This window comes from Leptospira sarikeiensis, assembly GCF_004769615.1.
GTDB lineage: Bacteria > Spirochaetota > Leptospiria > Leptospirales > Leptospiraceae > Leptospira_B > Leptospira_B sarikeiensis.
Window position 1 is genome coordinate 62,393 of record NZ_RQGF01000009.1, and the last position, 22,560, is coordinate 84,952.

The 22,560-nt window shown below is 42.0% G+C and carries 21 protein-coding genes; 10 read left to right on the forward strand and 11 right to left on the reverse strand.

Annotated elements, in window-relative coordinates; all coding sequences use genetic code 11:
* The first annotated feature begins 11 nt into the window (after window positions 1-11).
* The 5 genes from EHQ64_RS03390 (at window position 12) to EHQ64_RS03410 (ending at window position 3,869) form a co-directional block, all read left to right on the forward strand.
* On the forward strand, window positions 12-683 hold the full coding sequence (locus EHQ64_RS03390; protein ID WP_135648236.1) for an HAD family hydrolase: 672 nt from the start codon (window positions 12-14) through the stop codon (window positions 681-683).
* Window positions 684-740: 57 nt separating this feature from the next.
* Window positions 741-1,571: a GerMN domain-containing protein gene (locus tag EHQ64_RS03395; RefSeq protein WP_135648100.1), complete on the forward strand. Its 831-nt coding sequence runs from the start codon at window positions 741-743 to the stop codon at window positions 1,569-1,571.
* A gap of 55 nt (window positions 1,572-1,626) precedes the next feature.
* Window positions 1,627-2,091, forward strand: a complete 465-nt coding sequence (locus tag EHQ64_RS03400; RefSeq protein ID WP_135648101.1) for a hypothetical protein — start codon at window positions 1,627-1,629, stop codon at window positions 2,089-2,091.
* A gap of 3 nt (window positions 2,092-2,094) precedes the next feature.
* Window positions 2,095-2,406: a DUF3817 domain-containing protein gene (locus tag EHQ64_RS03405; RefSeq protein WP_135648102.1), complete on the forward strand. Its 312-nt coding sequence runs from the start codon at window positions 2,095-2,097 to the stop codon at window positions 2,404-2,406.
* Window positions 2,407-2,618: 212 nt separating this feature from the next.
* Window positions 2,619-3,869 carry a GGDEF domain-containing protein gene (locus EHQ64_RS03410; protein WP_135648103.1) on the forward strand — a complete coding sequence of 417 codons (1,251 nt, stop codon included), beginning with the start codon at window positions 2,619-2,621 and terminating at the stop codon, window positions 3,867-3,869.
* Here the strand turns inward: EHQ64_RS03410 and EHQ64_RS03415 are convergent.
* Together EHQ64_RS03415 and mqnC are read right to left on the reverse strand one after the other, a co-directional pair.
* Window positions 3,817-4,215, reverse strand: coding sequence for an LIC11299 family lipoprotein (locus tag EHQ64_RS03415; RefSeq protein WP_135648104.1), 399 nt, complete (start codon window positions 4,213-4,215; stop codon window positions 3,817-3,819). The two genes, EHQ64_RS03410 and EHQ64_RS03415, sit on opposite strands and share 53 nt — an antisense overlap.
* Window positions 4,216-4,311: 96 nt before the next feature.
* On the reverse strand, window positions 4,312-5,412 hold the full coding sequence (gene mqnC / locus EHQ64_RS03420) for a cyclic dehypoxanthinyl futalosine synthase (RefSeq protein ID WP_135648105.1): 1,101 nt from the start codon (window positions 5,410-5,412) through the stop codon (window positions 4,312-4,314).
* Window positions 5,413-5,676: 264 nt separating this feature from the next.
* Here mqnC and EHQ64_RS03425 point away from each other — a divergent pair, with 264 nt between their 5' ends.
* The gene (locus tag EHQ64_RS03425; RefSeq protein WP_135648106.1) at window positions 5,677-7,758 is read left to right on the forward strand and encodes a heterodisulfide reductase-related iron-sulfur binding cluster; all 2,082 of its coding nucleotides are present in this window, start codon (window positions 5,677-5,679) and stop codon (window positions 7,756-7,758) included.
* A 1,112-nt stretch (window positions 7,759-8,870) separates the two neighbouring features.
* Here EHQ64_RS03425 and EHQ64_RS03430 read toward each other — a convergent pair.
* From EHQ64_RS03430 to EHQ64_RS03440, 3 genes are all read right to left on the reverse strand, one after another.
* The gene (locus EHQ64_RS03430) at window positions 8,871-9,215 is read right to left on the reverse strand and encodes a DUF4180 domain-containing protein (protein WP_135648107.1); all 345 of its coding nucleotides are present in this window, start codon (window positions 9,213-9,215) and stop codon (window positions 8,871-8,873) included.
* 38 nt (window positions 9,216-9,253) lie between these two features.
* On the reverse strand, window positions 9,254-9,856 hold the full coding sequence (locus EHQ64_RS03435; protein ID WP_135648108.1) for a CsgG/HfaB family protein: 603 nt from the start codon (window positions 9,854-9,856) through the stop codon (window positions 9,254-9,256).
* 419 nt (window positions 9,857-10,275) lie between these two features.
* On the reverse strand, window positions 10,276-11,901 hold the full coding sequence (locus EHQ64_RS03440; protein ID WP_135648109.1) for a peptide chain release factor 3: 1,626 nt from the start codon (window positions 11,899-11,901) through the stop codon (window positions 10,276-10,278).
* 295 nt (window positions 11,902-12,196) lie between these two features.
* On the opposite strand from EHQ64_RS03440, the gene EHQ64_RS03445 reads away from it, so the two are divergent.
* Together EHQ64_RS03445 and EHQ64_RS03450 are read left to right on the forward strand one after the other, a co-directional pair.
* Entirely contained in the window at window positions 12,197-13,129 is a 933-nt protein-coding gene (locus tag EHQ64_RS03445) for an ornithine carbamoyltransferase (RefSeq protein WP_135648110.1), read from the forward strand.
* Window positions 13,130-13,231: 102 nt separating this feature from the next.
* Window positions 13,232-14,221: an HpcH/HpaI aldolase/citrate lyase family protein gene (locus EHQ64_RS03450; protein WP_135648111.1), complete on the forward strand. Its 990-nt coding sequence runs from the start codon at window positions 13,232-13,234 to the stop codon at window positions 14,219-14,221.
* A 147-nt stretch (window positions 14,222-14,368) separates the two neighbouring features.
* Here EHQ64_RS03450 and EHQ64_RS03455 read toward each other — a convergent pair whose 3' ends face one another.
* The gene (locus EHQ64_RS03455; RefSeq protein ID WP_135648237.1) at window positions 14,369-14,812 is read right to left on the reverse strand and encodes an LIC11177 family protein; all 444 of its coding nucleotides are present in this window, start codon (window positions 14,810-14,812) and stop codon (window positions 14,369-14,371) included.
* A gap of 137 nt (window positions 14,813-14,949) precedes the next feature.
* Window positions 14,950-15,975 carry a rhomboid family intramembrane serine protease gene (locus EHQ64_RS03460; RefSeq protein WP_135648112.1) on the reverse strand — a complete coding sequence of 342 codons (1,026 nt, stop codon included), beginning with the start codon at window positions 15,973-15,975 and terminating at the stop codon, window positions 14,950-14,952.
* A 162-nt stretch (window positions 15,976-16,137) separates the two neighbouring features.
* Between EHQ64_RS03460 and mtnA the strand changes: the two genes are divergently transcribed.
* On the forward strand, window positions 16,138-17,217 hold the full coding sequence (gene mtnA, locus EHQ64_RS03465; protein WP_135648113.1) for an S-methyl-5-thioribose-1-phosphate isomerase: 1,080 nt from the start codon (window positions 16,138-16,140) through the stop codon (window positions 17,215-17,217).
* Here the strand turns inward: mtnA and EHQ64_RS03470 are convergent, their stop codons facing one another.
* The 4 genes from EHQ64_RS03470 to EHQ64_RS03485 form a co-directional block, all read right to left on the reverse strand.
* Window positions 17,218-18,708, reverse strand: a complete 1,491-nt coding sequence (locus EHQ64_RS03470; RefSeq protein WP_135648114.1) for a DUF342 domain-containing protein — start codon at window positions 18,706-18,708, stop codon at window positions 17,218-17,220.
* 254 nt (window positions 18,709-18,962) lie between these two features.
* On the reverse strand, window positions 18,963-19,988 hold the full coding sequence (locus EHQ64_RS03475) for an alpha/beta hydrolase family protein (RefSeq protein ID WP_135648115.1): 1,026 nt from the start codon (window positions 19,986-19,988) through the stop codon (window positions 18,963-18,965).
* 52 nt (window positions 19,989-20,040) lie between these two features.
* Window positions 20,041-20,553, reverse strand: coding sequence for a chemotaxis protein CheX (locus EHQ64_RS03480; protein WP_135648116.1), 513 nt, complete (start codon window positions 20,551-20,553; stop codon window positions 20,041-20,043).
* Window positions 20,544-21,617: a hypothetical protein gene (locus tag EHQ64_RS03485; protein ID WP_135648117.1), complete on the reverse strand. Its 1,074-nt coding sequence runs from the start codon at window positions 21,615-21,617 to the stop codon at window positions 20,544-20,546. Before EHQ64_RS03485 ends, EHQ64_RS03480 begins: the two co-directional genes overlap by 10 nt.
* 67 nt (window positions 21,618-21,684) lie before the next feature.
* On the opposite strand from EHQ64_RS03485, the gene EHQ64_RS03490 reads away from it, so the two are divergent.
* Window positions 21,685-22,428 carry a class I SAM-dependent DNA methyltransferase gene (locus EHQ64_RS03490; RefSeq protein WP_135648118.1) on the forward strand — a complete coding sequence of 248 codons (744 nt, stop codon included), beginning with the start codon at window positions 21,685-21,687 and terminating at the stop codon, window positions 22,426-22,428.
* The last annotated feature ends 132 nt before the right edge of the window (window positions 22,429-22,560 follow it).

A 22,560-nucleotide genomic window follows, 5' to 3' on the forward strand; every position in this document is an offset into this window, starting at 1 on the left:
TGACATTGCTCATGGATTGGAATCCCAAACGGATCCGCGCGCTTGCCTTCGACGTGGACGGAACCCTATTTTCTTCCGAAGGAATCATTTTAGAAACCTATGCGGAAGCGATCCGCAGATTTTCCGTGAATTCAGGGATCCCTTTAGAAGTCCCGGACAGAGAAAGAATTATGCTCGAGATCGGAAAACCGGTCAAAACCATCTTCTTAAACCTGGTTCCAGAGCTCCAAGAATCTCAAAGGGACCAGATCTCCGACTCCGTGTTGGAACTTTTAGTATCGAAGATACGACAGGGTGAAGGTGAGTTTTATCCAAAGGTAAAAGAGACAGTAACCTCTCTCAAAAATAAAGGATATCTGATCTTAGCCGCTTCCAACGGAAGAATGCCTTATGTGAAAACCATTTTAGAAGTTTCCGGAATTCTCTCCTTATTCGAGCCGATCCTAGTCCTGGACAATGATCAGATCCGAACCAAACCGGATATAGTCGCAAAGTACATCCGAGACTTCTCCTTTTCCCCGGACGAGATCCTGATGATCGGGGACAGAAGTTCGGACCATGAAGCGGCCCGAAAAAACGGCAGTCCGTTCGCATTCTGTGCCTATGGCCACGCACCCGAGGGAGAAATCCCGGATTGGGAAGTGAGCCTGGCCCAATTGGAAGACTTAGACCAAATATTCTGATCCATTTTCCTAGGAAAAAGTGAGAAGGGCATTTTCGGATCAGCCGAAAATTGTATTGTGCCCGAATCGGATAAACTCAAATCCCTACTCTATATCCTGACCGGGACCCTATTTGTTTTAGTATTACTGGATAAGTCCTTGGGGAATAAAGTTGGAACTCCTACAGGACAAGAATCCCCTTCTTTCTTTTCTAGATTCAACACAATCGGAAAAAATAGCCCACTCGCTCCGAACTCGGAGAATAAGGGAAAACAAACTCATGAGCAGATCATGGACCAAGCGGAAGATGAGATCTTAACAGAACTCATGCAGACTGGAGATGTTTCTAATGAAGAGACTTCCTCTTCCGATCCGAATGATCCGGAGGAAATGTTCATCCCGATCGTAGAGATGCCCAAGCCAGATATTAGATCCAATACTCCTTCTAAACCTCAGCTCAATCATTCTCCTGGAGAAGTAAAACTATACTTTCTGAAATTTTACGGCAAAGGGAATAAAAGCCACTCTAGACTTGTTCAGATCAAAAGAAGATTTGAACAAGGAGACAAGATCCTATTCATCATGAAAGAATTGACCAAGGGTCCGGTCCAAGAAGAAAAAAGCCAGGGTGTCTTAAACGCACTTCCTAATCGTATGGAATACTCCAAAGAATATTCTGTAGAGAATGGTATCTTAAAATTATCCCTTGGTCCGGACTTCGAAGCGGGAGCAGGTCCTGAACTTTTAAAAGATAGAGTAGACCAAATCTGTTATAGCATTTTAGAGAACTCGGAACTCCGAGGAATTAGACTCTATATCAACGGAAAACAAGTCCGTTCTTTGGGTGGTGTAGGACTTCCTATCCCTGAAGTTCTAACCAAAAATCCTAGAAAGATCGCAACTCTCTAAATAAAACTGTTCCATTTTTTACTTCCGATTTTTCTGTAAAAAAGAACAGGCAATCATGTATCCTTACTTACTAGTATTCCATTCATTTACCAGATGGATCGTATTATTCCTAATGATATCTTCTTTGGTCCTATGCATTCATGGCCTAATTACCAAAAGAAATTTTACAAAGCCGGATCATCTTTTCAGAATTCTAACGATCGCATTCTCTCATTTCCAATTAGTATTGGGATTCTTTTTATATTTTAAAAGTCCGATCGTTCGGTCATTTTTTTCAGACCCGGCAGGATCCTTAGTAATCGCGGACTCAAGATTTTTCACCTTGATCCATATCTCTTTGATGTTTATATCCGTAATCTTACTCACAGTCGGATCAGCGGTCTCTAAACGTAAGAAAGAAGAACCTGATAAGTTCAAAAACCTTTTGGTTTGGAATTCAATCGCCCTGATCTTGATACTGATCGCGATCCCATGGCCATTCTCTCCTTTAGCAACAAGACCTTATTTAAGAGGATTTTAAACGATGAAGTTTCTAACAACAGATCTAGGAAGATTAAGACTCGTAGGATTTTTCGAAGGAACATCCCTACTCATTCTGATCTTTTTAGGAATGCCATTAAAATACGGCTTTGGAACTCCTGAACTCGTTCAATTGATGGGACCGATCCACGGAGGATTATTCTTACTATTCCTTCTACAAACATTCCATTACTCTATTGCAGACTCTTGGAGTTTTAAAGAAAGGACTTGGAAAGTTGCAGTCGCATGCGCTCTTCCCTTCGGAACTTTTTATGTTGATAGAACGATACTCAGAAATTTACCCGAAAAGGGGTAAGTTTTAGAAAGTTTCCAATTGGTTATCATTAGTAAAATTCTTATTTATCAAAGAACTATTGGAATTCCTTTCTTCTGACAAAGACGACAATCTTTTAGCGAGATTTTTTTCGTATTGATTTTGATTCTTTCTTGCTCCAAGACACGTTATGCACGAACCGTGGTCTTATTATGGAGGTTTTTCAAAAACCTTCCATGCGGAAATGAAAACAAATGTTCAAGTGGTTCCCAGGCATAGACCGAAGGATTCGTCTTCTATCTAAGCGAATTTTCTTCAACAGATACCCTCAAGGATTCTTAGAGACCAACTGGAGTGAGATCCGACAATCCTTGGTGGCCCATTATTCCCTCTGTATACTCATCAGCTTAATAACCTATATTCTCCCAAGCACAAGGACATTTCAGGGAGAACATCTGATCCTTCTACAAGCAAGTAGGATTACTTTAATCGTTCTATCTCTCATCTTTTTATGGAGACATGCTCGTAAAAAAGATTGGGTACCTAAAAAACTGGAGTTCTACAAAGTCTGGACTTCTTCCACACTTCTAATTTCTTTTTTCCCATTTTTATATTCTGATAAGATCCATTACGATGTATACCTTCATCAAGCATCTGCGATCTTACTCAGTATGAATCTTCTACTTTGGCTGACCACTACGACTGCAGTTGCAACGAATCTTGTATTCTGTGTGATGTTCTTAGGAGTTTGTTATCTGGGAGATTCTCCAATCGAAGCGATGGAAGAATTCCCGATCCTACTCACCTATCTTTTTGTAGGAACATTCGGGAACGTGATCATGAACTATTGGAGAACCATGGATTACCGTGATAAAAGAAAATTATCCGGTGCGGTTCTCAGATTAAAGGCAAAAAATCTACATATCCGCATGATCTCCAACTTGGATGATCTTACGGATCTATACAATCGTAGATATCTTATAGAACAGTTCGATATTTTCAAAAAAAGAGCAAGGCGCCATAAATTCCAAATGGCTCTTGTAATTTTAGATCTAGATCATTTGAAAGAGATCAATGATAAATACGGACATATGACCGGGGACGAAGCGCTCCAAACTCTTTCCGCTGTAATGAAATCCAGAGTAAGATCTACGGATATCTGTGCAAGGATCGGAGGAGATGAGTTTTGTGTTCTATTAGATTCTGTGGATCCAAAAAGTCTAAAGACATTATGTGAATCCTTAAGAAAAGGAGTGGAGTCTCATCCGCTCTCAGTCAGAAACTCCGAAGGAAAACCTGTAAACATCACAGTCTCTATCGGAGCCGCTATTCTTTCTTACGACGAAGACTTCACTTTCGATGATCTATACCAATCCATAGACTCCGGATTATATAAATCTAAAGCTGCAGGTAGAAATAGAGTTACGATAGTAGAAGCTACCAAGCTGGATACTAAGGTTGCTCTTTCTGCTTCTTGGCCTGAGGAAGTTCGTATATATAAGTAAGCTCGCAGTATTCTCCATCTCCGAAATACTTTTGGGCTTTTTGTTCTAAGAAAAACTGTCTATGTTTCTGGTCCGCTTCCAACTCATCCAATCTTTGGGTGACTTGTAGTTTTGCCGCTTCACAAGAAGTTTTTTTCATTTTGAAAAAGTCCTGCTCTTCCACGGAAGGGACAGACGCTTTTCCGATCGCTATGAATTGGTATTTATGAGGACCTAAATTTGTTACGCTAACTCCTGTATCCATATGGACCCTTTCTCTATGAGAATCCAGGCAGTTTGATAACAAAAATACAAATGCAGGGATTAAGGCTACCTGCAGAATTTTAAAACTCACCGATCTTTTCATTCTTCCTCCGTTTGGATCTATCTATTTAGGAAAGTTTACGGACGAGTAAATTTATTATTTTTGGAAAAATCTTGCAATAGAAATCTGAAAAAAGGATTAAACCGCGGACAATTCTCTGCCTTCGTATCTTTCGTAATTATAAAGAAGGTCTCTTCTTTTAGGAGTAAATCCGCCTTCTTTCAAAAACTTCACAGCTTCTTTTTCCGTTTTCAAACCGAAAGAGCGAAGTACATTCTCCTCAATTACAACCGAAGAAATGTCGTCGGCTCCGCTACACAATGCCAACTGCCCTACACCTTTACCCAAAACCATGACAGAAGTTTCAATATGTTTAATATTGTCTAAGAAGATCCTACAGATCCCTAAAACTTTCAGATACTCAGTCGTTGGAACAGTTCTTACTTTAAAACGTTTTGTTTGAGGCTGGAATGTCCAAGGAATAAAAGAAAGAAATCCCCCGGTCCTATCCTGAAGATTTCTGACTACTGTGAGATGTTCTATTACTTCTTCTTTCGTTTCTTCCGAACCAAAAACTATATTTGCACTCCCGAGCAAACCTGCTTCATGGCAGGTTTCCATCGCGCGAACCCATTCTTCTGTAGTCGCTTTTTTAGGAGAGATGATGTTTCTCATTCTATCAGTTAAGATCTCTGCACCAGCTCCTGGAACAGAATCTAAGCCGACTGATTTTAAGATCTGCAAAACTTCGAATAAGGATTTACCTGTGATCTTTTCCAAGTTGATGATCTCAACCGGAGAGAATGCACGGATATGCATGTCAGGATATTTGGACTTAACTGTAGAGATCACATCCAAATAATAATCGAAAGGAAGATCCGGATACACTCCACCTTGTAGGAACATTTGGTCTGCGCCTTCTGATACGGCGTAGTCCATCTTTTCTAAAATTTCTTCTTTGGATAAAACGTATCCTTTACCATTCCCGATCTCATCCATGAAAGAACAAAAATTGCATTCGACATTGCAGTAGTTCGTATAGTTCACTACTCTAAACATAGTGTAGCTTGCAATGCTCGCAGGAAGAACTCTTTCTCTTAGAGTTCGAGCAGTAGCCATAATCTTAAGATGGTCTCCGGACTCATATAATTCCAAAGCTTCGGAAGGAGAGATCCTTTCTCCGTCTAAAGCTTTTTCTAAAATGGGATCTGTGGAATGTTGTTGGAATATTTTGCTCATCTGGACCGGGAAGATCACTTCCTATGCTTCAAGGTTTTCTATTTCATCAAAAATGCACGTCCTTTTTGATTCTCCATCTCTTTTATTGCGATTGAGTCGCAGTTAATATATTAGCTATTTCTAAGAATGGACTTCAGCCTATCTAACAAAAAACGTAGGAACTCCAACAAGACCGAATACCATCTTTTTTCCTGGACAGGGCGATTCCCCGTCATTAGGCTGCTATGAAAGACCATCCAAATACAAAGGGTAACCTGAAAAACTATGGCTATTTCTCAAATCGCCTTCCACGTGATCTTCACGGCACTGTTTATCGTAGCAAACGTTGTGTTCGTCCGCGCCGTTCTTTACAGATTAAATCTTGTATTTAACGCAAGAAAAGCACACGGGACCGAAAATTTCCTCGAACATAAAAACTGGGGATTCCGGATCAAAAGTTTCGTATTAAACGTAATCTTACAAAAAAAGAACTTCAAAGAACCTCTGCGCGGTATCATGCACGCGTTTGTCTTTTACGGATTCGTAACTTACTTACTGCATACTACCAGCCAGTTTATCTCCGGTGTGTTTGGATATGCGTTGGATGATCCGTACAAATTCACCTTGGTAGGAAGTTTATTCGGAGAGACCGCTAATCATTATTATGAAGCGGCTCTACAAGTGGTTTCTATTTTAGTACTCGTGGGACTTGGCTTCTTTGCTTGGAGACGTTGGGTTCAAAAAGCGAAAGGGCTGGATGTTCATTCTCCTGCTTCCGCGATCGTGATCAGCATGATCTCTCTTCTCATGATCTCCACATTACTTGGAGAAGGAGCAAGAGCAGTAGGGGCTGAATACGCAAACCCATTCCATGACGCAGCACCAATCGCATCCGCGATCGGGTCCGTATGGGAAGCGATCGGAATTGAATACTCTTCCGCTGACCTGGTTTTCCAGATCATGTGGTGGACACATATTCTTTCCGTATTTGCGTTCATGTTATATGTTCCTACATCTAAACACGCGCACTTGATCTTCGCACCGTTCAACTATTTCCTACAATCTGATACCCCTAAGGGCGCACTTTCCAAATTAAACTTGGAAGACGAGACTGCAGTTTGGGGTGTTACTAGAGCGGAAGACTTCCCTTGGCCGAACCTATTGGACGGACTCTCTTGTATCGAGTGTGGCCGTTGCCAGGTGCAATGTCCTGCGAACCGCACAGGAAAAGTACTGAACCCTAAAGCAATTATCGCTGATCTAAAACACGCACTCATGGACAAAATGCCTGAGGTTGTGACTATTAGAGAGACCAATCCGGAAGGAGCAGCCGATGCAGTTGCTGCATTAGATACTTCTGTTATTGGAAAATACGAAGGACTCTCCGAAGAAGCTCTTTGGGGATGTACTACTTGTTATGCATGCGTAGAAGCTTGTCCCGTTGGAAACAACCAAGTAAACGCGATCATAGAAATGAGAAGACATTTAGTTCTTGTAGAATCCAGCTTCCCTGCTGAATTACAAGGAGCGTTCGTAAACATGGAAAACAATTCCAACCCTTGGGGAGTTGCTGCACACTCCAGAGCGGATTGGGCAGAAGGCCTTGGAGTGAAAACCATGGCAGAAGATTCCAATGTGGACGTTCTATACTGGGTAGGTTGCGCTGGAGCTTACGATGATCGTAACAAAAGGATCGCTCAATCATTCGTAAAAATTATGCAGAAAGCTGATGTTAAGTTCGGTATCTTAGGAACTGAAGAAGGATGTTCCGGAGATTCCGCACGTAGAGGTGGTAACGAATATCTCTATCAAACATTAGCACAATCAAACGTGGATACAATGAACGGATACAATGTGAAAAAAGTTGTAACCGCTTGTCCTCACTGCTATAACACGATCAAAAACGAATATCCTCAGTTCGGTGGAAATTTCGAAGTGGTTCACCACTCAGAGTTCATTAACGAACTTGCAAAAGATGGTAAGATCGAAGTTGGAGTTGCAGAAGATGCAAACGCAGGTAAATATACTTACCACGACTCTTGTTATATCGGAAGATATAACGACAACTACGAGAACCCTCGTGACCTGGTTAAACAGGTTTCCGGTGGAAAACTTGCTGAAGCTGTAGATCACCATTCCAAAGGACTCTGCTGCGGAGCCGGTGGAGCTCAGATGTGGATGGAAGAGCATGGAGAAAGGGTCAACTTCAAGAGATCCAATCAGCTCTTGGATACGGGAGCGACCACAATCGCGACTGCTTGTCCTTTCTGTATCACAATGATTACAGACGGAGTAAAACAAGAAGGAAAGATCGACGAAGTAAAAGTAAAGGATATCGCGGAGTTAATCGCGGAAAACTTGAAATAAGAAAAGGTTCGATCCACTTTCTAAAAAGCCTCGGTTTAACCACCGGGGCTTTTTTATTATACTTCGCAGCGACCCATAGGGAGCGAGAAGAGGGCCCAGCTTTGCTGAGTCCGTGACCAAAGGTCAAACGAGGCGGCCCTAAGAATTAACACACTCCGTTCTATCGAAGATAAATTTTTAAAAACGGCCCCCGCCCCTTCGCAAGCGACCCGTAGGGAGCGAGAAGAGGACCAGCTTTGCTGAGTCCGTGACCAAAGGTCAAACGAGGCGGCCCTAAGAATTAACACACTCCGTTCTATCGAAGATAAATTTTTAAAAACGGCCCCCGCCCCTTCGCAAGCGACCCGTAGGGAGCGAGAAGAGGACCAGCTTTGCTGAGTCCGTGACCAAAGGTCAAACGAGGCGGCCCTAAGAATTAACACACTCCGTTCTATCGAAGATAAATTTTTAAAAACGGCCCCCGCCCCTTCGCAAGCGACCCGTAGGGAGCGAGAAGAGGACCAGCTTTGCTGAGTCCGTGACCAAAGGTCAAACGAGTCTGCAATTAGAATCAGCACATTCCATATTATCGAAAGCTTTTTGCAAAACTCAGCCCCGCATTAGTTCGGGTGGTGGGGAGTGGCCCGTGGGAAGGCTCGGATCCCTTATATCAGAAAAAGCGCCGCTCTACACTTAGAAAATGAAAAGGGCCCGGAAAACTGATTCCAATTACACGTTAGGAAAGATATCCGGAGGTCAGGTTTGAAGAGAATTTACACCATTAAGAAGAGGGCAAAAAAATAGCGGAATGTTCCCATCCCGCCCTGAATCATCTGGTGCAAATACATTATATACGACGGCAGGAACTCCCGCCACGTTACAGGAAATTATTTATTTTCTACAAATCTTAGATCAAAAAATAAAATGAACGATGTTTGGACATCCCTTAAGGGCATGAAACATTAGATACAATGGATTAGAGGTTCCGCCAGGGATGCGAAGCGCTTGTCCCTTCGCTTTGACTGAAAAGTTCTCTTTTCTGCGATTTTCGAAGGGATGAGGGCGAATGCCCGAACGCGTAGCAGCCCGGTCCGAGCCTTTAGGCGAGGAGGCGGCCAAAAATCAAAAACCTATTATTTTAAAAGTGGGATCGCTTCTTCTATCGAACTACAAAACAGGAACTTGCCTTGTTTGTTCGATTCATAGACGAAATCCTTCCAGGATTTGCTAGAAAAATTTCCGAACTCGCCGAGAACGATCATCCTTCTTCTATAGTTGATGAGTTTTTGTAGGATCTCTCCCGCGAATTTCGTTTTTAGATCGTAAAACTCATCCGGAAGATCCTCTTTACGGAGAATGATCGTATCTGCCGGGGAACTAAAAAGGATATCTAAAAAATCGGACGCGGATACGATACTTCCTTCTCTCTCGAAATATGCAAGCTCCCCTTTTTCAGAATCCACTGTTTTAAATATCATATTATATTTTTATAATGAATAATTATAGTAGACGAATCTTATGGATTCGAAACTTTTTCTTGTAATTTTTTCACAAACTTGTCGTATAAATTGTTTTCAGTATCCAAAAACGTTTGTTGCCCGTTCGTAAAAGGAGTATGACCTTTCAAAGTAGATTCCCAAATGATCTCTCCGGTTTCTATATCCACACCTTTTAATATGATCTCTGCCACAAAATGTTTACGAAGCCTACGCCTTGCCACTGAATAATTCGTGATCTTTCCAAACACCGCAGAGTTTGCATTTACGATTTTTCCCAAATTCAAACCTTCAGATTCGGTGATCCCTGTTTTACTTAAGGTGATCTCGTTGATCAGCTTATCCAGCTTACTTCTTTCCAAAACCGTAAAGCCCGCCTGAAATAAAGCTTTCTCCGCTTTTTCCCGATTTCTTTGAGCCACTACTTTTTGAGAATTTTCCTGAGCGTCAGTCAATTCCAGTCCTTCTGCAAACTCGAAAGGGAATACTACATACTTTGCCGTTTTGAATTTAGATGCAGTTTTACCCACATTAAATTGTGCGTCGTAGCCTGGTAGGCTTCTGCAGTTTCCGTGAAGAAGGATGAATAATAGGAGAAGAAAGAAACTTGGTATTCGTCGCATGGGATCACCTGAAAATTTATATATTGATAAGAAATGAGACTCTTCGTCCGAAATTTCTTCAAGCGAATTTAGCAGAAAGAAATAAACGATATCAACTGAGCGAGTAGAATATTGTCCAAGCTCTCCCCGCCCTACTTTGGGTGGGGGCCGGGGCGGTGGTACGCGTTCAAGAAGAAGCTCCACTTAGCATAAAAAGGTAGATTTTGCAAATATAAATTCCGATCGCGAATTCATGTAGGAGCTCCTACAAATTAACAGAAACATTTTACTTGTAAAAAATCTGATTCTGTGATATACGAATCCGAGCAAACCCACGGGCCACTCCCCCCACCCAAAACAGGGAGGGGGCGAACTTTACATTCACCTGCGGAACGTGGAATCCGTATTCAGCAATGCTCTCTGCTGTAGATTTTTAAATCCTAATACTCCGTCTCTAACTCGGAAAGATCTTGAGTTGGATAATCTAACAATCGGATCTCAGGATTCTTCTTCTGAAAATATCCTTTTTCCCATTCAGAATCGAATAGAAGAGCTGCTCTTCCTAAACTGTCCGTCACAAGATTTGCGCCGGGAGGAACCTTTGCAATATCTTCCTCAGGTAACCAACAAGATACTTGATAAGGTAAAATATTAATATTGGTAGGAGCGGAATACTCGTCTTGAAGCCTTCTTCTAAAGACTTCAAACTGCAATTGGCCCATTGCTCCGATCACAGGAAGCCCACCACCCACAGTTTGAGAAGTAAATAAATGCAATATACCTTCTTCAGCTAATTGTTCTATTCCTTTGCGGAAACTTTTGAGAGCACCTGTCTCTACGCAGGAAAGAGTCGCAAAAATTTCTGGGGCGAAGACAGGTAAAGGTTTTAGATCGGGAACCTTGCCGCTTGCTAAAATATCTCCGATAGAATAAGTTCCCGGATTTACGAGGCCAATAATATCACCGGGATAAGCCTCATCTACAGTATTTCTATCTTGTCCAAAGAATGCAAAAGAAGAAGAAAGTTTTACCGCCTTTCCAAGTCTTCCATGATTCACATTCAATCCTCTTTCGAACTTACCGGAACATACTCTCAAGAAAGCGATCCGATCTCGGTGAGCCTTATTCATATTCGCCTGCACCTTGAAAACAAATCCGCTAAAAGGAGTTGTGATCGGATCCAAACGATCTCCGTTCTTCAAAGGAAAATATAAAGGAGGAGGAGCGATCTGTAAAAAATGATCCAAGAACAATTGAATACCGAAGTTATTCACTGCAGATCCGAAAAATACGGGAGTGATCTTAGATTCTATAAATTCATCTAAATAGAATGCGCCGATCCCTTCTTCTACAAGTTCTACTTCTTCCCTAAATTGTTTTAAGACCCAGTCCTCAAACATAGAGTCAAGATTTGTATCTTCTATTCCCGAACTTTGGAAAGCAGACTTTTGAGAACCACCCGGAGTTTTGTCGTATGTGTAGATCTTCTTATCTACACGATTATACACCCCACTAAAATCCACTCCGGTTCCGATAGGCCATACCATTGGAATTGCGGTGATGCCCAAAACTTTTTCGATCTCATCTAAGAGTTCGAACATCTTTTTAGTCGGGCGGTCCATCTTATTTACGAATGTAACGATGGGGATCCCGCGGTCCCTACATACTTTAAATAATTTGATTGTCTGGGGCTCGACTCCCCTTCCTGCATCTAACACCATCACTGCGGTGTCCGCTGCGATCAATGTGCGGTATGTATCTTCGGAGAAGTCTTCGTGGCCCGGAGTATCTAATAAATTTAATACATGATTTTTATATTCGAACTGGAGAGCCGCAGAAGTGATTGATATCCCCTTCTCCTTCTCCATTTCCATCCAGTCCGAAGTAGCAGCCTTACGGTTCTTACGCGCCTTAACGGCTCCCGCAAGTTGGATCGCGCCTCCATACAGAAGCAATTTTTCGGTCAGGGTGGTCTTTCCCGCATCCGGATGGGCGATAATCGCGAAGGTTCTCCTACGTTTGGTTTCCCCTTCAATGGTTGTTTGGCCTGATACGATTTCCGACACGGTTGCCCTCTCTAAGGGAAACGTTTTTAGAACGAAGGCCCTTGTCAGCAGGAAAACTAAGCCTAAATCTTCACAGATTCGTATTGCTTCGGTAAAACCGGCGTAACCAAAAGGTCTTATTCTTTCGCCCGAATTCTTTTTAGAAAAGAATCTTTATAACGCTTTTTTCCCCGGAAAACACTTAGGGAGGGAGATTTGAATCCCTCCCCCTTTTCCTTCCCATTTGCTTCCCCGAGTTTTCAGATTGTCGAATCCACCCGGAATGATTTTCTAGACTGGAATGGTTCACCAATCTATGGAAACTCCTAAAATCAAACATCTGATCTCTTGGAATGATTGGTCCGACGCGGAAGTCCTAGACTTACTTCAATTCGCCACTTATGTAAAGAACCATAGAGCAAATTATCTGGGCCATATGACTGGCAGAACTCTTGCCATGCTTTTCCAGAAAACGAGTACGAGAACAAGGGTATCCTTCGAAGTCGCAATGACGGAGATGGGAGGTCATGCGATCTATCTAGACTGGATGACTTCTAATTTCCAACTTTCGGATATCGATCTGGAAGCGGAATATCTCTCCAGAAACGTTTCTATCATCATGGCAAGGATGAGAAAACATGAGGACCTCCTACAACTCAAGTCAGGGTCACAGGTCCCCGTAATCAACGGTTGTTGTAATAAATTTCACCCCTGCCAGTCCTTGGCAGATATTCTTACGATCGTAATGGACAATCCAAAACCGTTAAAGGATCTCAAACTCACGTATATTGGTGTGCATAATAACGTGGTAAACTCTCTCATCGGGATCACCTCAGCCTTGGGAATGGAACTGACGCTCGTTACCCCGATCGCAGAAACTGAAAACATAGATCCGGAAACCGTAGAAAGGGCCAAGAAAAAAGGGACCATTCAATGGGGGACAGATCTGATCCGTTCTGTAAAAGATGCGGATTATATTTATACAGACACCTGGGTGGACATGGAGTTCTTTAACGATCCAACATTTGCGGATAAGAAAAAAGAAAGAATGAACCTGATGATGCCTTTTCAGATCAACGAAGCTTTGTTAAAAGAGACAAAGGCAAAGGTAATGCACGACATGCCGATCCATTCTGGCTACGAGATCACGAGAGAAGTTGTCAGAAGCCCAAGATCCATTATCTTCCAACAGGCTGAGAACCGTCTGGATGCCCAAAAAGCGGTCATCCTACAGCTACTAGAAGCCTAGAACAAAGCCTCCAAAAATCCGTTGCCTGGAAGGCCTTTCCCGAAAACCCTGTTCTAAGACAGCCGAGCTTGGCTAAAAATCGGAAACACAATAGGTACTTGTATGTCCAAACTGCCCCATCCTAAGGATGCATTATTCGAAGGAGAGAAACCCTTCCCCATTATCCCTGCCTGCGAGCATTTTGCCGGATCTGAAAAACTCATCACTAAAGCATTAGAACTCCAAAACAAACTCGGCGGTCTTTTCGACATCACCATGGACTGCGAGGACGGGGCTCAAACCGGAAAAGAAAAAGAACACGCGGAAATGATCGTCCGTATCCAAAACTCCGAGCTCAATAAACATAATATGAGCGGCGTTAGGATCCACGACTATACCAACTCTTTCTGGAAACAAGACGTAGACATCATCGTTCCAGGTGCAGGAAACAAGATCGCATACATCACAATTCCTAAACCTACAAAAGCTTCCCAAGTGGAAGAAATGATCACTTATATCCAAGGTGCTGCGAAAAAAGCAGGAATCACTAGAGAGATCCCAATCCACGTTCTGATCGAAACTCACGGAGCTTTGGCAGATGTAGACAAAATCGCTGCTCTTCCTTGGATGCAAGTTGTGGATTTCGGATTGATGGACTTCATCTCCGGTCACCACGGAGCAATCCCTGCTTCTTGTATGAAGAGCCCAGGACAATTCGATCACGAATTATTAAGAAGAGCGAAAGCTTCCTGTGTAGCTGCTTCTCTTGCTCATGGAGTTATTCCTGCTCATAACGTAACTTTGGATCTTAAAAACCAATACCAAACTTACAAAGATGCTAAAAGAGCTCATGACGAGTTCGGATTCCTTCGTATGTGGTCCATTTATCCAACACAAATCCAAGCGATCTTGGATGCAATGTCTCCGGATTATAGCGAAGTTCAAACTTCCGCTGCGATCCTTGTCAAAGCACAAGACGCAGAATGGGGACCGATCCAACACGACGGAGATCTTCACGACAGAGCAACTTACCGTTATTTCTGGGAAGTTCTTCAAAAAGCGAAACTTACCGGTATTGCAATTCCGGAAGAAGCTGCAAAAAGATTCTTCTAATCTAAACCAAGATTTAGATACGAAAAAGCCGCGAAACATTCGCGGCTTTTTTATTGTTTGAAGGTTTCTCACTCAGAACAAAAAGTTCACTTAAAAGTTTAACTAGTTGGAGTTCCTATATCCGAACTCGCCTATCTGAGCTCTATGCTACTTATTGAACTTCTCATTTAATTTTCCGATCAGCTCCAAAAGACTTCTTTCTAGATACTCCCAACCTTTTTTGTTCATAGGTTCCAAAGGCATTTTTTTCTGGAGTTGTTTGAATCTGTCAAAAGACTCTCTTGCAAAATCCAAAAATCTTCTAGGAGTAATTCCAAGCCTATCGAACTGGCCTTCGTTCTTATTAAAAAGTTCTGCTACCTTATCTCTGTATTCTCCCTCTAGGAAATAATACCGAAGGTCAGCAAGAGACTCGTCTATCGCCTTATAAATTTTAGACCCGGGACCATCGTCCTTTTTGGGATCCGAACCGGATGCAACCTTATCCGACCCTACTACCCGGGCTGCTTTTGATTTTTCATCTATGGCGATTTTTTGTAATTTTTCCCGCATCAACACGTCGGGAAGAACGGTTTTCTTTTTAATCCCCAATGTTACTGAAGTCCCCAAGTCTAATTGTCCGAAGTTTCGGACGGAACCTATTCTAAAGACGTATAAAATTTATGTCCAGAAATTTCCGCCCGTTTGTTGTTATTAAGAGATAGACGTAAAAGTCCTGCAAAATTCTTTCAAAGTTGCGGATCGGAACCCTTTAATTTTCTTAATTCGCAATTCTGCAACCATTCGCAGCGCAAACAAAATAAATCCTCCGGATTATAGTCGGCCGGAGGACAGAGATTCGTATTCTCTGCTTGCAGCGGAAGAAGAAGTTTTTCCTTCTCATTCGTTTCCGAAATTCCATAAAGTTGGCTTAATAGGTCTCGATTTTTCCGGACCTGAGCCTCGAAAGGGTCCCCTGAAATTTTCGCTCGTACGATTACCCTTTCCTGATTTTCCTGAGGCTTCTCCCATCTTCTAACAAATACCGGGGTCCTAGTTTTCCTTCCGAACCTCTGAAGTCCGAGTAGACTAAGCAAACCGAAAACAGCTCCTCCCAAATGGCCAGAATTACTCATCGCTCCGAAAAATCCATGGGACATCACACCGCTGGAATGGTATTGAAAAAGATAATATGCATCCAAAGAAAATCCAAAACCGATCAAAACCCAAGGAGCAAATTTTGCACGCACAGGTGGGAAAACAAATCTAGCTTCCGGGAACATGAGACTGAATGCGGCCAAAACTCCGAATACCCCACCGCTAGCGCCTATAGTTGCGGAATGATAACTGTCCCAGATGGAATTTTCAGGAATAAATCCGGTCTTCCATCCTATATAAGAGAAGCTTAAAACGAATAGTCCTCCTCCCAATTGAGAGAGAAGGTATACGCATAAAAATTTCCATCCTCCGATATACCTACATAGCCAGAAACCGACGGTGAATAAACCGAACATATTCATTCCGATATGAATGAGAGAAGAGAAAAAATCTCCTCCTACAACGTGAAGGAATCCGTACGTGAAGACCTGCCAGTACATTTTCTTCTCGATAACAAGGCTTGGGTTTAATCCAAAAAAATGAGTGAGGATCCCTTTGCCACCTTCCATCAAGAGTAAGGCCCATACAAAAATATTGAAGAATAAGACAAGATTTAAGGGATGAATCAGTGAGAATCCGAAAAGCTTCGGACCAGAGGTCGGATTTCTCTTTGCCATTATGTAAGGATTCAGGGAACTGGTATCCTAGTCAAGTAGGCAAAGCCGGGGCGGGATCTGCCCCGGTTCGTCCTCATCCTCCGGGGAGTCGGTGGATGATTTCAATCACAGTTTTATCATCGTAGAAAGGAATGGCCTGCTTTAGCCTCTGGGAGTAAAAAAATGAAAAAAGATCTATTACGTCCTATTTTTTGGGAGAATGACAGCCTCAAACTTCTAGATCAAAGGCAAATCCCAGGAAAAAAAGAATGGTACGTGGCCAAAAATTCCAAGGATGCAATTTTTGCGATCCGAGAAATGGTAGTGAGAGGAGCTCCTGCAATCGCGATCACAGGATTGTTCGGTGCAGTTCTAGAACTTAAAAATTTCTCTCTAAAACCTGATTACCAAACCTTCCAAAATATACTTTCTCAAATATTGGAATCCAGACCTACCGCAGTAAATTTGCGGAGAGCATTCGAAGAACTTTCTTCCTTATTCCCCAAAGAAACTTTCGAAAAAATTTCCTTGTCGGAGCTCCAACAAAAATCCGAGGAATTTGCGATCCAAGTATTCGATGAAGATATTCGAAATAATCTCGCCCTAGCAAAAAATGGGGTCTCTTTATTTCCTTCTTCTCCTTCTAAACTGAATATTATCACTCATTGTAATACAGGGGCTCTTGCAACTGCTGGGCATGGGACTGCACTCGGAGTAATCCGTTCTCTCAAAGAATTCGGACACGATCTGACAGTATTTGCAGATGAAACAAGACCTTATCTACAAGGAGCAAGACTCACTGCCTGGGAACTCATGGAAGAAGGGATCGAAAACTATCTGATCACAGATAGTATGGCGGGTTGGCTTATGTCATCCAGAAAAATAGACGCAGTGATCGTAGGAGTGGATAGAGTAGCAGCTAATGGAGATTCTGCGAATAAGATCGGGACCTATCCTTTGGCGGTCCTTGCAAAACATCACGGAGTCCCCTTTTATATCGCGGCTACAGAAAAAAGTTTCGATTTTAAGATTGCTGACGGTTCCCAGATTCCCATAGAAATGAGAACCCAGGACGAGGTTACCCGTTTGAATTTTTTGAAAAACGAAAAAGGAGAACCGATCCTTCCGGAAGGTGTAATCGCTCCAGTCGGAGTAAAGGCACTCAATCCTTCTTTCGATGTAACTCCTGCAAGTCTTATCAAAGCTTTTATCACGGAGAAAGGAATTGTTCTTCCGGATAAGATCAAAGATTTTTTTGGCTAATCATTTCTGAGGTTTGATAGCAACCATCGCGGCCTTGTCTTGGCCAGGTTGGAAACGCATCATAAAGGCAGACTGGAATTTTTCTATCTTTTCCACCTGTCTTCTATACTTCATGATACTTCCTTTATAAGCACCCTTGCGAACTACAAGTTGTACTTCTCCAGGATTAAAACGGGAAGATTTTAGTACTTCCAACTTTTGTTTCACAAGTTCTATGAACTTATTCTTTTGGTTGTATTCTTCGAAAACTTTTCTATAACCTTCTTTCTTATCTTCAGGGATCTGGCCTCTAGATCTTTGGACTAACTGTTTGATCTGTTGGACACGAGGTAGGATCTTCTCCATTTCCTTCTCCGCAACTTGTAAACGTTTTGTCAGATCTTCGAAACTTCTCTCATTCCTAAAATGAAATCCTAACTCTACTGTAACATCCAGTTCTGCTTGAGATCCCAAATTCGCGCAGGTTAAACCCATATATGCGGAAACTGTAGAAGATACTAAGTTCCCGCTGGATCCGTTCAGGATCACATTTCCTAAAGAATGGATCTTAGAATTCAGAATAAAACCCTCGACGATTACATCACCGTCTACTTCTATCTCAGCGTTCTCTATAAACTTTGCATAAAGATGCCCGCCGATCTTAACAACATTCTTCCCGTCACCCTTGATCCCGCCGCTCACTTCCAAATCCCTTGAGATCTGTAAGTCGGAGGTCTCAACATTTCCTTTGACCATCAAGTTCCCTTGTGTCTTGATAGAAGTCGCAGGCTCCACATCTCCTTTAACTAAAACGTTTCCGTCATAATTGATATTCCCTGTACCAAGACCCACATTGGAATCGATCTGTAGTTCTTGAGAAACAGTGATAGAAGATTCAGTAGAGAAGATCGCACCGTTGCAAGTAGCGAAATACTCAATAAAGGGTTTATTGTCTTGGACAAGCCCCTTCTCCTGTACATTTTTTCCGATCGTAAGTTTCGGTCTTTTGATTGGAGGAGGAGCGATCGGTTTTCCAAAAACGTCTATTCCAGGTTTTCCGGGAATCCCTTCGAATAATGTAGCAAGTTTTTCTCCTGCTTTTACATAGATATATCTTTCGATATTTCTATAATCCGCGTGCCCATCCTCTCCGATCTTTACTCTTTGAGCTTGAGGATGGTAGAATTTCACCCAACCGTCTTCTCCTCTTACGGGAGGAAAACCTTGGGCTACAACAAATGAAACAGGAGAAAAGTCCATCCTGCCTGTGGCACTCTGTAGTTGTTTTAGGGCTTGGTAGATATTATCCCCGATGATACGTTCTTGGGAAATATCCTTATTATGTAGATATTCTATAACGATACTTGTGGACAGAGCTCTGCCCTTGATCATCCCGGGACGAATAGTAAGATCGGCACCTAAATTATCCGAACTTATCTTGAGGGAGAATACACTCTCCCAACTTGTCTCTTGATCTGATACACCCGAAGTTTGCTCTGTACTCACAACCATACTACCTAGCTAACAATTCAAAAAGAAATTTCCTTCGCCTTTTTTTCTTACGAAGTAAATTCCCCTTTAGGAGCTCCTACAAATCCCCTAAAAAGATCGATTTTGAATCTGCCGGTTATTCCTTTTCGCGTTTTTATACGATAGACCACTATATCCTTTTGCTCCGATTATACAAGGGTCCGGAGCCTAAAAAAAGACGTAGAGGGCCTATCCTTAAGGACGGAATATTTTCAGAAAATATAACGTAAACAATATTAGAGTCCGGATTTTTTTAGAAAAAATCCCCATAGTTCTGCGAGCTTCGGGATCTCACCTAATTGAGTGTAAAAGGGAAGATGGTCTCCATGAGTGATCAATTTGGACTTTAAAAGCAACTTGGAGTCGGATCTTAACTCCCTCAAAGAAGCAAACAACTGTTCTGATTCCTCGGAAGAGATGACTGCGTCGTCAAAACCATGCAATAAGGCGATCGGAGCCCTCCAATCGGTTAAAAAATTCTGGGGAGAATTATGGAGTATAAAACCCTTTGGAAGTACAGACAGGATTGGATCTGCTAAACTCATTCTAAATGCGGCGTCCGAGCGGATGGAGAATACAAACTCCTTCTCCTTCTTTCCCAATCTTTGCAGAAGTTTAGGAGACTTTGCCCCCTCTCCTTCTCGTTTCAATCCATTGTCCAGAGCAGCCTCATAATAGAACTCTTCTAAGCCGGAAAGACGAGGACGAAGTTTAGAAATATAATTATAAAGGAGAACATGTACTGCATACGGATCGACATCGTAGTTCGAAAGAATGAAAGGAAGGGTTTTGGCAAAATCAGAATATGTTCCAACAAGCAGAATAGACTTTAAGTTTTTCTGTTCCTCTTTTCCGGATAAAGCAACCATACCCATTCCTGCAGAAAAGCTCGCGGATAAAAATGAGATCGGCCTCTTCTCTCTTTCTACGATCGTTTTAAAAATAGAACGTATATTTGAAACGGTCTTAGAGGAAATTTCTAGGCCCTTGACCTCGTTCAGTTCCGGAAGATAAACTTTAGCTCCGCTATTTTTTAGATGTTTCGCAAGTACTAGGATCCGAGGATCATCTATCCCTCGATTGCTCATTCCATGTTGTAAAAAGATCACGGGAGCGTTTGGAGAAGAAGGGAAAACTTTGGTCCTAAATCGAAGTCGCTCCGCGGTGACCAAACGTTCTTCCTGAATTTCTGATTCTGGAGAATCGGTAATATCCGCGTATTTAAGTAAGAATGAGAGTCCCTGAAACGAGTACCGAATCATAATCCTTCCGATATTAAAGTTTAGTATCTTCTTAAATTTTCGGGCTGAAAGATCAATATTTTTGCATGAGTAGAACTAGATAGATCCTACCCAAATATTCTTTTGCGTCTTCGTCTTTTAGAAAATAGATCAGAATATATTGCCTATGGTTTTCTAAATCGACAGGTACGAGTTTATTATTCAGATTTTCAGGGGGAAGAATATCTATCTGGAACCTTCCCAATTTCATTTCCGAGATCAACTCGGCACAGATCTGGTTGGCAAATTCCAACATGATAGAGGCAGCATGACTTCGGATCGTAGGGTCAATATGGAACGATTTAGCGATCTTAGGGAGAAGTTTCAGTTTGGTATAACCGTCCATGGCTAAAAAAAGTTTCCCTTTAGCTTCTCCTTGGAATTCCACAGACGTACAATTTTCATAACATAATCCTTCGTTTTTGGATGGGCCGAACGCCTCTCTTACTGCATGCACAGACAGGTTCTTTTCTAAGAACTCTGGAAAGATCTGTGAGATAGTAAGTATGAATTTTTCATCCAATAAAGGATCTATGTTTAAAGACATACTAAGCGGTTTGGCCCCTCTTCTTTAGAAGAATGTAATGCTTTTTTGGCCCTGGATTCCCATTCAGGATCCTCTTTTCTGACCCGAACCGAGGCGCCTACATTGAGCCTGGTCTTATCCGGGCCTAAAAATTCCATAAGGCCCGACAATGAATTTTGGAATTTTATCCAATCTTCAGGAGTAAATACGCTCGCTAAACGATTTTTACGGATCCTGTATACTTGCGAAGATTCTCCGAATCTTTGTTTCCACCAATTTCCAAAACTCCTAAAATCGGAGACTAAGTCTTTGTCGGATTCGAATTCTAGAAAAGCCAAAATTTTAGTATCTTCCCCTTCGTATCTTTCCCTTTCCAAATTTTGGGAGAATACAGAGTAGGAACTCCAACCGGTTTCCCCGTCCTGGGATTCGCCCGCGAGTACGAGGCCTTCTACGAGTTTATCCAATCGAAGTGATATTTCAGAAACTGAAAAATCGGATCCGGAACTCTTAGTCTGTCTAACTTCTCCCAAAAAGAAGAAGTCCCATTCCAATTTCCAAACGATACAACCTTCACCTGGTTCCGAAACGGATTTTCTTTCCGAAGGAAATACGGAGATACTTCCGGTCTTACTTGCGACTGTTTGTAGAATTCCTTTTGTATCGTATAATAGAACTTCCCAGATATCTTCTTGGATAGGTAAAGAATCTAAAAAGGATCGGATCACTTCGTAGGTTTTCCCACGAACAGGAAAATAAAAAGACTGAAAAGAAACTTCTGTCTCTTCTTCCTGTCTTTGAGTCGGATAAAATATCTCTTCCTTTGGAGAAGAAACATACTCTTCTATCTTAACTTCTTCTTTTGTTCCTACTTGTGAAGAAGTTTCCGTATCCGAAAAAATTGTCTCTTCGAACTTCTCCTCTTTTCTATCTATTTGAGTATGGACCACGTATCCAAACAAAGAAAGTAGAGTGAAAGATATCCCACCCAAAGCCAAAACTTCTCCGTCGATCCAGGTGGAAATCGATGTGGAGGCCATAGGAAAAACTTCTGAAATAGTAAAAAAATCGGGGAAAAATTCCATTTTGGGTATTTGAGTTCCGTTACTATATATAACGGGTTTTCCCCGGTTCGTCTCAAACGATTTTTCTATGAAACTCTACTCGGAACTGGCAGAATATTACTTCGACATAGAAAAGAACGCTCGAAAATTCGAGATGGAAACCCAGTTTATAGACAGGCTTTTCAGAAAACATAGGGTCCGAAATATTTTAGACCTAGGATGCGGAACCGGAGAGCATGTAACCCATTTCCAAAGTCTCGGATACAAATCCAGAGGGGTAGACTCTTCTGCGCATATGATCCAGGTTGCCCAAAAAAGATACTCTCATTGCAAATTCGAAGTGGGAGCGATGCAATCCTATAAATCCCAAGAAAAATGGGACGCGATCATCAGCTTATTCGGTTCCTTCAATTATTTATTAAGCAATGAAGAAGTAGAAGCAGCACTTAAAAACCTGGAATTGAACTTAAAACCTGCAGGAATTGCTGTTTTAGAAGTTTGGAATGCAGAACCTCTTCGCAAGATCAAAAGAAAACCGATCGGACCAGTCGCTCAGATCAAGGCCAAGAATGCGACTATCCAAAGAAATAGAGGGTTCAGACTTGTTCGTGCGGACCAGTCCACAGTCGTAGAAGTGAACTATATCTATAATCTGAACAAAAAAGAGATCAAAGACAAACATCTGATGAGAGCCTACTTTCTTGTAGAACTCCAAAGAATACTTGCAAAACATCGGATGGAGATCTTAAACGTTTACTCCAACTACAATGAAGTAAAATACAAAAGTAATGCGAGCAGAATGATCGTAGTCCTAAAGAAGAAAGGGAATTAGTTTTTTCGCACAGAGACCACTGAGAGCACAGAGGTTTTTGCAATTTTTTATTCATATATTCTCCGTGATCTCTGCGTGCTCCGTGCGAAACCTTAACTCCCTTATTTCTTCAAGCTTAAGCCTTCCCCGAAA